The sequence below is a fragment of the Acinetobacter sp. AB03 genome, from assembly GCF_058107045.1.
Genome location: NZ_JBUEBA010000002.1, coordinates 934,781 through 948,325, shown reverse-complemented (window position 1 = coordinate 948,325; position 13,545 = coordinate 934,781). Strand labels below are relative to the sequence as shown.

The window sequence follows — 13,545 nt, the reverse complement described above, 5'->3', positions numbered from 1 at the left end:
TAGCACATCCAGTTATAAGCGCGTTGACCCATCAAAATATTAAACGTGTTCTGTTCTAAAAAATGCTGAATTAGGAAAAACCAATTCAGCATTTTTTATCTATTCAATTAGCCTTTCCACTCAAACTCAGTAAAACTTTTATCTGTTTTTAGTGTAGTTTCAACCGCTTGTGCAAGTTGGTTCAATAAGCTTCGTTCAGCAATTCGGTCTAACCAGTCTTGCTCTTCATCTGGATAAGAGGCAATTTCGCACACCAGATTTCCTTCACCGTCATGACCTTGGCACGTAATAGACAGTGGCAAAGTATGATTATCGACACTCACAGCCACCTGATCACCACTTTGTGGCAAAGTTTCAAAACCAAATTGACCTAACTTTTGAACCAGTAGGTCTTGTACCTGCTTCTGTACCACACCGCTTTCATTTACATCCTGCTGCTGTCCATGCTGTGCTGTAAATTGTAATTTTCTCATTGATCATCCCAAAGGCTTTTTTGTTATATGGGTTTAGCATAATGGCTTAACACAAAACAGCCAAGCAAAAGCTTGGCTGTTCTCACACAAAATATCTAAGCTTTAGTCTTATTCAGTGACTTGAATCGCTAAACCAGCTTGATTGCTTAATTGCGTAAAGGTCGGGAAACTGGTTGCAACCGTTTCAGTACCAATGATTTTAATTTCACCAGAGGTGCGTAAGCCGGCCATTGAGAAACTCATTGCAATACGGTGATCATGATGTGATTCAATTTCGCCACCAGTGAAAATCGCACCCCACTCGCCCGAATGACCTTTACCTTCGATGATGATGCCATCGTCAGTCGGTGTACAATCGATACCCATGGTTTTTAAACCATCTGCCATCACTTGAATACGGTCTGACTCTTTTACTCTCAGTTCAGCAGCACCCGTTAATACGGTTTGCCCTTCTGCACAGGCAGCCGCAATAAATAATGCAGGAAATTCATCAATCGCCAATGGCACTTGATCTTCAGGCATATGAATACCTTTGAGTGTACGTGTACCTTGAATACGAATGTCTGCAATCGGCTCTCCGCCTGCAATACGTTCATTTTCAACGGTAATGTTCGCACCCATTTGCTTCAAAATCTCGATCACACCTGTACGCGTTGGGTTAATGCCCACTGCTTCTAAAGTCACGTCTGAACCTTCAGTAATCGCAGCACCCACCATAAAGAAAGCAGCCGATGAAATATCTGATGGCACTTGAATCTCTGTACCGACTAACTTACCGCCACCTTGCAGTGAAATACGGTTGCCCTCTGTTTTCACATCATAACCAAATGCACGTAGCATACGTTCAGTATGGTCACGTGTAGGTTCAGGTTCTGTGACCGATGTTTCACCTGCTGCCCACAAACCTGCCAATAAAATCCCAGATTTCACCTGCGCAGATGCCATTGGCAAGTCATAGTGAATGCCTTGTAAAGCTTGGTTTCCAGTGATCGAAACAGGAGGTGTACCACGCTCACCTGTGGTTTGAATCTGTGCACCCATTTCACGTAACGGTTTAGCAATACGTTCCATTGGACGCTTCGACAGTGATGCATCACCCGTCATGACAGAGTCAAATTTTTGTGCAGAAAGCATCCCTGAAAGCAGACGCATTGAAGTCCCTGAGTTACCCATGTAAAGCGCACTTGCTGGCGCTTTTAGGCCATTTACGCCCACACCATGAATCGTCACTTCACCATTTTTAGGACCTTCAATGCTCACGCCCATATCACGGAAGGCTTGTAAGGTCGCTAGCGCATCTTCTCCTTCCAAGAAACCTGTCACATGCGTCGTTCCTTCTGCAATTGCACCAAACATGATTGAACGGTGTGACACAGATTTATCACCTGGCACGCTAAACTTACCTTGGAAACTTTTTTTACCCGGTAATATGGTGAATTGCTGTGTCGTCACTTTATTGTTCTCCATGAAAGGTTTTTGAGCGAGCATATGGTTAAAATGCTGGCGTGCTGCTTGCGCATGTCCAAGCAAGCCCATTAAAGCATGTGAATCTTCATCTTCAATGAGTTTACGAATCGTTGCCAGTTGGTTTTCAAAACCATCTACGGCATTTAAAATGGCTTTTTTATTGGCAAAAAAGATGTCGTGCCACATTTGTGGGTCACTTGCCGCAATTCGAGAAAAATCGCGAAATCCCCCCGCAGCATAGCGAAAAATATCTAAATTATCTTCACGGTTTGCCAGTTGTTCAACTAAGTTAAAGGCCATCAAATGCGGAAGATGACTGGTATGCGCCAAGACTTCATCATGCTTGGCCACATCCATACAAATCACTTCTGCTTTCGCAGCTTGCCATAGTTGAATCAGTTTCTCTACAGCCCAATCAGCACTGGTCGGTAACGGTGTCAAAATCACTTTATGATTTGCAAATAAATCGACCTTACCCGCATGCACACCCGTGTGTTCTGCACCCGCAATGGGATGCCCCGGTACAAAGCCAGCAGGTAATGCTTCGCCGTACACTGCTTTGGCCGCGTCGACCACATTACCTTTGGTACTGCCCACATCGGTAATAATCGTATGTTCTTGCAAATATGGTTTGATGGTTTCCAAGACTTTTTGCGTTGCACGAACAGGCAAGGCCAAAACCACCAAGTCCGCACCTTGAACCGCCTGTACAGGATCACTATACCCCTGTTGGATTAAGCCCAAAGCTTTGGCATCCTGTAAAGTTTTTTCCGAACGTGTAGAAGCTACAATATTTTGAGTTAAACCCTCAGCCATCATCACCCGTGCAAGACTCGAACCAATCAGCCCAAGACCAATAAATGCAACTTTTTCAAACAGTGGCGCAGACATAATTTAAGCGTTCGCCTCTAAACCTAGTACGTTGGCCAAAGCCGTTAAAAATTTCGTATTTTCAGCTTCAGTTCCAATCGATACTCGTAAATGATTGGCGATGCCCACAGGACGAACAATCACCCCTTCTTTTAATAAAGCATTAAAAGTTTGTGCAGGATCGGCTTGTATATCGACCAAAATAAAGTTGGCACGAGAAGGCTCATAGTTTAGGCCTAGCGCTTTAAACCCTGTTTCAAGTTGCACCATGCCCGCTTTATTGACCACACGTGATTTCTTAATAAAATCTTCATCTTTCAGTGCAGCAACTGCTGCCACCATGGCTAAATGGTTGACGTTAAACGGCTGACGAATACGATTTAAGAAGTCTGTCACTTCTGTCGATGCTAAAGCAAAGCCAACACGTAATGCCGCTAAACCAAAGCACTTCGACATGGTACGGCTAACAATCAGGTTTGAATACTGTGCTAAAAACTTTAAGCTGTTAAAGTTTTCTGGGAAATATTCCACATAAGCTTCATCCAAAACCACGATCACATGACTCGGTACTTTTTGCATGAAGCGCTCAAACTCAGCCTCTTCAAACCAAGTTCCTGTCGGATTATTGGGATTCGCAATAAACACCAATTTGGTATTGTTTTTAATTGCTGCCGCCATCGCGTCAAGGTCATGCGAAAAACCTTGAGCAGGTACTTCAATCGCTTCGGCATTAATCGCTTGTGTGACCAAAGCATAGACTGCAAATGCGTGTTGGCTATACACCACCGAATCTTTTTCTGAAACAAATGCACGGGCAAAAATTTCAAGTAAATCGTTTGAACCATTGCCTAAAGTAATACAATCATGTGCTACACCAAACTGCGTATGCACTTGATCCTTCAAGATAAAACCACCACGGTCTGGATATCGTCCAATTTCCACCAATTCAGCAACAACTGCTTCTTTGACTTTGTCCGAACAACCCAAAGGGTTTTCGTTTGAAGCAAGCTTAACAATATCGGTCATTCCCAATTCACGCTCTAATTCGCTGATTGGCTTACCCGGTTGATATGGTTTTAACTTCGCAATACCTTCATTGGCTGGAGCAAACGACATGTGACCTTTCCATTCTTACAAGTGGTGTACATGGTTGAGTTTGGAGTAAACCCAACCACCTTAGAGATTACAGTACTGCAATCGGGTATGAACCCAATACTCGAACTTCTTTCACGAGTGGACGAATCTCTTCAATAGCTGCTTTAACATTATCTTGTTCCACATGCCCTTCTAGGTCAATGAAGAAAACATAAGCCCATTTTTCAGGCAATGCAGGACGCGTTTCGATACTGGTCAAACTAATGTTGTGCTTTGCAAATGGTGCAAGGATTTCCAATAATGCACCTGCACGATCATGTGCAGAAATCAGCAATGACGTTTTATCATTACCGCTTTGCGGTATTCTTTCACGACCAATCACCAAGAAACGTGTGGTGTTCTCAGGATTATCTTCAATATTGCTGTGTAAAATTTCTAAATCATAAATACTTGCTGCAACATCAGATGCAATAGCAGCCGAATGCCATTCAGTACGAATACGACGTGCCGCCTCAGCATTCGAACTTAAAGCTACACGTTCCACACCTGGATAGTGTGCGTCTAACCATGCACGACACTGTGCCAAAGTTTGCTGATGCGCATAAATTTGTTTAATACTGTCTTTACGCGTGTTTTCAGACACAAGAAACTGGTGATGAATACGCAATTCAACTTCACCAATTACATTTAAGTGTGAGGCTTTAAAACAATCCAAAGTATGGTTGACCACACCTTCTGATGAGTTTTCTACTGGCACCAAACCATAGTGTGCACTGCCTGCTTCCACTTCACGGAACACTTCATCAATGGTCGGTAAAGGACGAACCACAGCATCATGTCCAAAGTGCTTCAACACCGCAGAGTGTGTATACGTACCGACAGGGCCTAGAAATGCAATACTTTGCGGTGCTTCTAGAGCCAAACATGCAGACATGATTTCACGGAACAAACGTGCCATGGTCACATCAGATAAAGGGCCTTCATTACGCTCCATAACATTCCGTAAAACTTGCGCTTCACGTTCTGGACGGTAAAACATTGGATTCTCTTCAGAAGCAAATTTTGCTTTTGCAACAGCTTCCGCCAGTTTCGCACGACGGTTAATAAGTTGTTGAATCTGTTGATCAACAGAGTCGATATCCTGACGGATTTGATTGAGGTCAAGAGAAGTCGTTGTGTTTTGATCGTCTTGGATCATTGTTATGTCGCCCTTCATAAACATTGTGCAAACAGTATAACAATAGTTAGCTTTGAAATCTTGCGCAATAAGACTTTGTATGTTTCAGTGCTAAAAACAGACAGTTGATTTAATCATCAAGTTTATCAATAAACTGCCCCAATAATAGACATCAATAAAACCACTGAGTCCTGCCTATTTTCTTCTTACTGTTATGCATAGAATAGCACTCAAGCAAAACACTAAGACGATGGCATTTGGGTCTTAACTCAACGCTTTTAAAGCTGTGTCTAGGTTTTGAAAAATTTTGCTACACCTTCACAAAAATCACCATTCATCCGTATTTCAGTGCGTTAGAATATCTTTTAAAATATGCTTTACTTAAGTTGACGTATTCATAACAAAGAGAGTATGCAGCAGTAGCGATTGCTCTATAGTCTCAATAAAACAAAACAATAATGAACTGTAGGTACTGTCATGCACAAAAAAATTGCAGTCTTGGTCACCTATGACTTTGAGGATGCCGAATATGCTGAACCCGTAGAAGCATTTCGAGCAGCTCGGCATAGTATTATTAACCTTGAAAGTCAGGCTGGCAAAATCATTTATGGCAAAAAGCGTAAAGCTTTTGTCACCATTGACCAAAGTATCGATGATGCCTCTGTGCATGACTTCGATGCCTTACTCATCCCAGGTGGGTTTTCGCCAGACAACCTGTGCCAAGATGAACGCTATGTCATATTTGTCAGGCACTTTGCAAACACGCAAAAACCTATTTTATGCAGTGCAGACGCTCCGCAAATTTTAATGCATGCTGGAGTTGTGAAAGGTAGACGCATGACGTGTATCCATCACCTTCATCAAGACTTAAAAGATGCAGGTGCCGTGCTGTATGACACAGGTGTTATGAATGACAATAATTTATACATTTCATCGCAAACCCAATATGACCTACCCGCCTTTATACAAGAAAGTTTATTGGTACTGAACCGATAAAAAAGAGCCTACTTGAGGCTCTTTTTAGACACATGTTTATATCAACACCTAAGGCTTAGCGCCCAAGCAAACTACGTGCGACAATTTCTTTCATAATTTCATTGGTCCCACCGTAGATGCGTTGAATACGCGCATCGACAAAGAAACGTGAAATTGGATATTCACTCATATAGCCATAGCCACCAAAGAGCTGCAATAAATTATCTGCCACCTTCATTTGCATATCTGTTGAAAAGCATTTCAGCGCAGCTGCGGTTTCGACATCCAGCTTACCTTGCATATAAAGCTCAACGTTTTGATTGTAAAAAGCAGCTGTGGCTTGTTCATCAATCTTGGCTTGAGCCAAAACAAAACGTGTATTTTGGAACTGCGAAATATGTTGACCAAAGGCTTGACGCTCTTTGACGTATTGGATAGTGACATCTATCGAACCACGAATTGCCCCTATAGCCGTTGCTGCAATTGCTGTACGCTCTCGTGGTAGCTCTTGCATCAGATAAGCAAAACCTTGACCTGCTTGTCCCAACAATTGATCTTTCGGGACTTTCACATTGTCATAAAACAACTCAGAAGTGTCTTGTGAATGTAGCCCAATTTTGTCGAGGTTGGTGCCTTTTTTAAACCCATCCAAGTGGGTATCGACCAACATCAGCGAAACACCCTTTGCGCGGGCTTGCGGATCAGTTTTTACTGCCAACACCACAAGGTCGGCATGCTGCCCATTTGAAATAAAGGTTTTAGAGCCATTTAAAATATAATGCTCCCCTTGCAAAATGGCATTACTTCGCATGGCTTGTAAGTCTGAACCCGCACCCGGTTCCGTCATTCCAATCGCACCGACCACTTCACCTGACACCATTTTCGGTAACCAGTACTGCTTCTGTGCTTCCGTTCCAATGTGCAAAATATAAGGCGCAGCAATTTCAGAGTGACAAGAAATACCTGTCGATAAAGCACTAAAACCCGCACGTGCCGACTCTTCCACCAACATCAGTGAATAATGCGTTGGAACACCATAACCGCCGTATTCCTCTGGAACATCAACACATAAGAAGCCATTTTCACCCAAGGCATTCCAGACTGAGCGCGGCATTAAGCCTTCTCGTTCCCACTGTTCATAGTGTGGTGCAATGTGTTCATTCATAAAACGGCGAAAGTTATCGCGAAATAGTTCTAAGTCTGCATCGTAATTCAACATGCTTCTTCCTTGTAGTGACGTTGTTTTATTATTCAGTTCACATGCTAGCCATTTTTAAGGCAACTGTCATGACCGCATCAGGCCATTTTTTTATGCCAAAAAAAAAGGAAGCCCTTAGGCTTCCTGTTTAAGATGAACTGAAATTATGCGTGAGCATTTTCTTCAACAGCCATTTGGCGATCTACTTCTTCTGGATTTGCAAGTGCGAAGTTTAATTTTTCTTGGTCTAACTGACCCACCCATTTCGCAACAACAATCGTTGCCAATGAGTTACCCACCAAGTTGGTTAAGGCACGTGCTTCAGACATGAAACGGTCAATACCTAAGATGAGTGCAAGACCCGCCACTGGAATATGACCAACGGCTGACAAAGTCGCTGCCATCACAATAAAGCCCGAACCTGTTACACCCGCAGCACCTTTCGATGAAATCAATAACACACCCAATAAAGTCACTTGGTGCATAAGATCAAGCTGAGTATTGGTCGCTTGTGCAATGAAGATCGCAGCCATCGTTAAATAGATTGAGGTACCGTCTAAGTTAAATGAATAACCCGTTGGAATAACTAAACCAACCACTGACTTTTCACAACCTGCAATTTCAAGCTTTTTCAGCATACGCGGTAAAACCGATTCTGAAGATGACGTACCCAGTACGATCAACAACTCTTCGCGAATCATACGAATCATTTTCAAAATGCTGAAGCCACAAAGACGTGAAATTGTGCCGAGAACCAAGAAAATGAAAAGTAAACAGGTAATGTAGAAGCAGATGATCAACTGAGCAAGTTGCGCCAAGCTACCAATACCATATTTACCGATGGTATATGCCATTGCACCAAAAGCACCAATTGGAGCAAGTTTCATGATCATATTTACAATGTTAAAGAACACATGCGAAATTTGATCGATGAACTTGAGTACAGGTTTACCTGCATCACCCAACTTATGTAAAGCAAAACCAAACATCAAGGCAAAGAGTAGCACTTGCAGGATTTCACCTTCAGCAAATGCGCCAACAACCGTGTTTGGAATAATATGCATGAAGAAGTCGACAGTTGTTTGCTGCTGACCAGATTCAACAAACTTTGAGATACCTGAAGTATCTAGTGTTGAAGGGTCAACGTTCATGCCCACACCTGGCTTCCAGATGTTAATGACCAGTAAACCGATCAATAGTGCAATAGTCGATACAATTTCAAAGTAAAGTAGCGCAACACCGCCTGTTTTACCCACAGACTTCATACTTTCCATACCCGCGATACCACTCACGACGGTACAGAAAATTACTGGCGCAATAATCATCTTGATCAGCTTAATAAAGCCTTGACCTAGAGGATAAAAAAGCTCGCCCCAGCCGGGTACATATTTTTCAACGCCATTGATAACTTGCGTACCACTAGGGAAAAAATGTCCTACTAAGATACCCGCAATAATCGCGACAATAACTTGAAAATATAGTGACTTATAGATTGGTTTCTTAGTCATAACGAATACTTCTGTAAATCAAAAGACTGAAAAAATCGGTATACCTATACTTCCTCATAGGTAGTTGGCTTTCTGATAAACACAAAAAAGCCCACAGTTTGGACCGCATCCAAACACCGGGTAAAAAAATCATGGTGTACAAACAACAGCACTGTGACAAAAATCACAGTTCATTCATATTTACTGCAATGGGAGAGACTAAAAACTAGCGAGTCACAAGTATTGGGTAAATTTTACCTAACATTCTTTAATCAAAGTAAACTGATTTCAATCATAATGTATAAAATCTAAACAATATGGCTAATACTTTAGTCTAATGGTAGAAAATTTATTTAAAATTAAAAGTGCTGTTTTTTTTGATTGTTCCACTAAAATAGCACAATACAGCCTTCACTTACTTTGGTTTTTTCATGAACAACAAAAGAAATATTTATAAAGATGCTGAGCACCCTTTTGCCCAGTTTGTTCGCATTATTGGTAAAGGGAAAAACGGGGCACGCTCACTCAGTTATGAAGAAGCTTACCAAGCCTTTGATATGATCCTGAAAAATCAAGTGTTAGATGTACAGCTCGGTGCATTCCTAATGCTACTTCGGGTTAAGGAAGAGTCTGTAGATGAACTGGCAGGCTTTGTTCAGGCCACACGAGATCAACTGCCGTTCACGCCTTTAGAGGTCGATTTAGACTGGTCTTCTTATGCAGGCAAGCGTAAACACTATCCATGGTTTCTCTTAGCGGCACTGACTTTAGCTAAAGCAGGTTATAAGGTCGTGATGCACGGTGCATCAGGTCATACCATTAACCGTATTTATACTGAACAGGTATTGGAATATCTCGATTTTAATATTTGCCAAACTCAAGCAGATGTGGAACAGGAATTAGCGTCGCGTAATTTTGCATATTTACCGCTGCACGCCATCTCCCCGATTTTAAGTGACTTAATTTCCCTACGAAATGTTATGGGCCTTCGCTCACCCATTCATACCCTTGCGCGCCTGATCAATCCTTTTAATGCCAAAGCAACCCTGCAAGCTATTTTCCACCCTGCCTATCGTGGTTCGCATCAGCAAGCAGCATTTAAATTAGGTTATCAAAATAGTGCGGTCATTAAAGGTGAAGGCGGTGAATTTGAACGTAACCCAGATGCCAAAACACTGATCTGCGGCATTAAAAATGGAGAACTCTACGAACATGAGCTCCCTAAACTTACCGACAATCGAAGCCCAATCGAAGAAGAGCTGGATTTGACTGAGTTTAAAGCAGTTTGGCTGGGTGAAAAACAGCATGAGTATGGTGAAATGGCAGTGACTGAAACCATTGGCATTGCACTATATAGCATGGGAGTGTGCGATACGTATGGCGATGCCATGCAACAGGCCAAGCAGCTTTGGCACACTCGTTTCTAATCTGAGGGGGACAAACAAAAGCGTGAACGTTATTCGTCACGCTTTTCGATCCAGTAAAAGTCAGCCCAGTAAGGATAACGCTTTCCTGAAGAATGAATATTTCTGAGAATCAACTGATCACCAATATGAATCTCAATTTTTTGAGATTCATAAGGGCCAGATAAATAAACATCTTTTTGTTGTCCAATGAGGTTTGAACAATAGAGCTGATGGCTTTTTATCTTTTTCGATGCATCATTTGCATGGGCGTTATGGATGTTTATTCCAATCAACAACATCGGATAACCATCATTTTTCATTGATGTGTATTGTGTAACTGGATTTTGAAAATTTTGACTCGGTAACACAGAAACATCTAATAAACATTCAATTTTTCTTGCATCACTTGTTGGCTCTGCAAATACATTGGTCGAAATTGCAGTAATGAAGAACAAACTGAGGCGAGTGAGCTTTATTATTTTTTGTACAACCAATCTTAGGCGCAATTGCTGTGATTGCAGCCCAAGTAGAAGGATAATCTTTTTCAGATTCAATTAGTAGATCTCTTGCGAAAGTCATTATTGCAAGTTTATCCGGTTTACGAGTGCAGCAATTAAGTTAATGCGTAAGCCGAATCTTTTCCGTCTATTTCGATAGCGTTCACTTAATATTCTAAATGTTTTCAATTGACTATTAATGTGTTCGATCACAACTCGTATTTTTCCAACCATTTTATTGTACTTTTTCTCAACATCAAATAAAGGTAAATTCTTCTTTTTCTTTATTGGCATCAATAATTTAAAGCCATCTTGCTCTAATCCGTAGTACCCTAGATCAGTCATAACATATTCACAATGTTTGAATTTCTTAACCGTTTTTCTTGCCAATTTAATGTCATGCTGACTGCCATTCGATATATCTAGCCCTATGATTTGTTTGCTGTTCGGATGATAGATCACTTGTACTTTTAGCGTATATTTCTTCTTTTTACCACTGTAGAATTTACTCTGATTTTTTTTCGGACGTTCTATTGAACATTCTGTCGCATCAATAATTACCCAGTTAAAGTGTTCGTCTGCCGTGGTAATGCTTCGTTTTGGCAGAGTAAAACGTCTTGATTTCATCAATGCATCTTCAACCTAATGGTTCGATTCACATTACTTTCAGCGATATGGTAATTTGCCGCTAATTCCAGTTGAGTGCTGTAGTTCCGTAAGTAATTGAGAGTTAATAACAACTGATCCTCTATATCTAAGGTATGAGGACGACCTGATTTCTTTTTGAGTGATTCTGCTTTTTCTAAAACCTCTACCATTTCAGTAAAAACATGTCGAGGTACGCCAACCAAGCGTTTGAATTCAGAATCTGAAAAACGATTTAATTTCTGATATCTCATGAAATTTATATTGAGGTGGTTTTTACTTTCGCAAGAGATCTAGTAATTGAACCGCTCTTTCTCTAATTTCGGGGGTATAGGTTGGTTTTTTCATCGGAATAGTCTCTCAGAATATTGAGTCTCCGACAAACCCGGTACGGTTCACTTCAAAATTCTTGCTGAGCGTTATCGAAATAGAGGTAAAAGGCTTGGTTTGAGATTCAATTTAATCGCTGGAATCTACAACTTGGAGCTGAGTAAAAAATGATTTATGAAAGACATCTATTAATATTGTATATTAATTAACTAATCTAGGATGGTTTTTTGTCTGCGCTAAATAAATTTGGTCATGTAAAGCATAAATAATTGATATGGCTAAACTTTCAAATTGAGGTAAAGTTATAAATGAATACATCGGTAAAAATAATCTCTGTGGATGGTGATGTTTGGCGTTTTTCAAAGACAAATAAAAAAATAATTCTAAAAAAGGGGGCAAAGCTTCAGGTGAAAGATGTATTGCATCTTTCAGAAGAAAGTAGTGTCGTGTTGCAGCTTTCAAATGGCCGAGTTGTTGAAATTCATGGTAAAGATTTAATCAATAATGACGGCAATTTTAGCCTCAATTCTTTGCTAGGTGAACCAAACTCGGATCTAGATAAAATTGTAAATTTTGCAAAATCATTTCAGCAAATGAATGATACAGAACAACAAAATGATGTTGTTCGTTTGGATGATGGTCGAGTATTTAAAAAAGAAGGTAAAGATTATGTTGAAATTGCGGGAGAGTCCTTTGATGGCGATCCTGATGTAACTCAAGGTGGTCATCGTTTTGTTCAACTTACTCGTGTGGGCGAAACATCTGTCGCCGACGGTATAAAACCGTTAATGCTGAATCGAGTGTTAGATAATATTCCGCCTTTAGGAATTGAGTACCCAATATTATCTTCAGTTATCAAACCATTTGAGCATGGTTTGGGTGGTGGTAGTTGGACACCTTTGTCTCCATTTGCACCTACACCAAACACGCCACCTGTCGCAAGCGATGACACGTACAACACCGCATTCAACACGCCAGTGGCACTCAACCCATTGGCAAATGACAGCGATGCAGATGGCAACCCATTGACCATCACCGCGATCAATGGTGTGACCTTGACCCCGGGCACCGCCCAACAAATCAACACCCCGAACGGTGTGGTGAACATTGATGCCCAAGGCACCATTACCTTCACCCCGAACAATGGCTTTACTGGACAAGAAAGCTTCAACTACAGCATCAGCGATGGCCAAGGTGGCAGCTCAACAGCAACAGAAACCATCAACGTTGCAGCAGCACCAAACACACCACCTGTTGCAAGCGATGACACGTACAACACCGCATACAACACGCCAGTAACCTTAACTCCATTGGCGAATGACAGCGATGCAGACGGTGGCACCCTGACCATCACCGCGATCAATGGCGTAACCTTGACCCCAGGCACCGCCCAACAAATCAACACCCCGAACGGTGTGGTAAACATTGATGCCCAAGGCACCATTACCTTCACACCGAACGCAGGCTTTAGCGGTCAAGAGACCTTTAACTACAGCATCAGCGATGGCCAAGGTGGCAGCTCAACAGCGACTGGAACCATCAACGTTTCAGCAGCACCAAACACACCACCTGTTGCAAGCGATGACACGTACAACACCGCATTCAACACGCCAGTGACCTTAAACCCATTGGCAAATGATACCGATGCAGATGGCAACCCATTGACCATCACCGCGATCAATGGCGTGACCTTGACCCCGGGCACCGCACAACAAATCAACACCCCGAACGGTGTGGTAAACATTGATGCCCAAGGCACCATTACCTTCACCCCGAACACAGGCTTTAGCGGTCAAGAAAGCTTTAACTACAGCATCAGCGATGGCCAAGGTGGTACGTCGACGGCGAATCAGATCATCAGTATTGCGCCAGTGGCGACTAATGACACAGCGACGGTGGACGAAGGTAATACGGTGGTGATTGCG

Annotated in this window: 10 protein-coding genes and 2 pseudogenes; 4 read left to right on the top strand and 8 right to left on the bottom strand. The window is 41.9% G+C overall.

Going from position 1 to position 13,545, the window contains the following annotated elements; translation table 11 throughout:
* Positions 1 to 107 precede the first annotated feature (107 nt).
* The 4 genes from ACY3FQ_RS04955 to pheA all read right to left on the bottom strand — a co-directional run bounded on the left by ACY3FQ_RS04955 (position 108) and on the right by pheA (position 5,103).
* Positions 108 to 473, bottom strand: a complete 366-nt coding sequence (locus ACY3FQ_RS04955) for a hypothetical protein (RefSeq protein ID WP_126037254.1) — start codon at positions 471 to 473, stop codon at positions 108 to 110.
* 108 nt (positions 474 to 581) lie between these two features.
* Positions 582 to 2,831 (bottom strand): bifunctional prephenate dehydrogenase/3-phosphoshikimate 1-carboxyvinyltransferase, encoded by a 2,250-nt coding sequence (locus ACY3FQ_RS04950; RefSeq protein ID WP_236769324.1) that lies wholly within the window; start codon positions 2,829 to 2,831, stop codon positions 582 to 584.
* A 3-nt stretch (positions 2,832 to 2,834) separates the two neighbouring features.
* Positions 2,835 to 3,926 (bottom strand): histidinol-phosphate transaminase, encoded by a 1,092-nt coding sequence (gene hisC, locus ACY3FQ_RS04945; protein ID WP_489773658.1) that lies wholly within the window; start codon positions 3,924 to 3,926, stop codon positions 2,835 to 2,837.
* A 67-nt stretch (positions 3,927 to 3,993) separates the two neighbouring features.
* Complete coding sequence (gene pheA / locus ACY3FQ_RS04940; protein WP_004696123.1) at positions 3,994 to 5,103, bottom strand: prephenate dehydratase; 1,110 nt, start codon at positions 5,101 to 5,103, stop codon at positions 3,994 to 3,996.
* Positions 5,104 to 5,559: 456 nt separating this feature from the next.
* Between pheA and ACY3FQ_RS04935 the strand changes: the two genes are divergently transcribed.
* Positions 5,560 to 6,078 carry a DJ-1/PfpI family protein gene (locus ACY3FQ_RS04935; RefSeq protein WP_126037262.1) on the top strand — a complete coding sequence of 173 codons (519 nt, stop codon included), beginning with the start codon at positions 5,560 to 5,562 and terminating at the stop codon, positions 6,076 to 6,078.
* Between the two features lie 55 nt (positions 6,079 to 6,133).
* Here ACY3FQ_RS04935 and ACY3FQ_RS04930 read toward each other — a convergent pair whose 3' ends face one another.
* Positions 6,134 to 7,276: an acyl-CoA dehydrogenase family protein gene (locus ACY3FQ_RS04930; protein WP_126037264.1), complete on the bottom strand. Its 1,143-nt coding sequence runs from the start codon at positions 7,274 to 7,276 to the stop codon at positions 6,134 to 6,136.
* 143 nt (positions 7,277 to 7,419) lie between these two features.
* Positions 7,420 to 8,763 (bottom strand): dicarboxylate/amino acid:cation symporter, encoded by a 1,344-nt coding sequence (locus tag ACY3FQ_RS04925; RefSeq protein WP_205667779.1) that lies wholly within the window; start codon positions 8,761 to 8,763, stop codon positions 7,420 to 7,422.
* A 410-nt stretch (positions 8,764 to 9,173) separates the two neighbouring features.
* Between ACY3FQ_RS04925 and ACY3FQ_RS04920 the strand changes: the two genes are divergently transcribed.
* Positions 9,174 to 10,169, top strand: coding sequence for a glycosyl transferase family protein (locus ACY3FQ_RS04920; protein ID WP_489773657.1), 996 nt, complete (start codon positions 9,174 to 9,176; stop codon positions 10,167 to 10,169).
* 29 nt (positions 10,170 to 10,198) lie between these two features.
* Here ACY3FQ_RS04920 and ACY3FQ_RS04915 read toward each other — a convergent pair whose 3' ends face one another.
* Both ACY3FQ_RS04915 and ACY3FQ_RS04910 read right to left on the bottom strand, forming a co-directional pair.
* Complete coding sequence (locus ACY3FQ_RS04915; RefSeq protein ID WP_489773656.1) at positions 10,199 to 10,642, bottom strand: hypothetical protein; 444 nt, start codon at positions 10,640 to 10,642, stop codon at positions 10,199 to 10,201.
* A gap of 84 nt (positions 10,643 to 10,726) precedes the next feature.
* Positions 10,727 to 11,544: pseudogene (locus ACY3FQ_RS04910) on the bottom strand (IS5 family transposase).
* 145 nt (positions 11,545 to 11,689) lie between these two features.
* On the opposite strand from ACY3FQ_RS04910, the pseudogene ACY3FQ_RS04905 reads away from it, so the two are divergent.
* Together ACY3FQ_RS04905 and ACY3FQ_RS04900 are read left to right on the top strand one after the other, a co-directional pair.
* Positions 11,690 to 11,791: pseudogene (locus tag ACY3FQ_RS04905) on the top strand (IS5/IS1182 family transposase); the annotation flags it as partial.
* 137 nt (positions 11,792 to 11,928) lie between these two features.
* Positions 11,929 to 13,545, top strand: a 1,617-nt coding sequence (locus ACY3FQ_RS04900) for an Ig-like domain-containing protein (RefSeq protein ID WP_489773655.1), incomplete at its 3' end; no start/stop codon positions are given.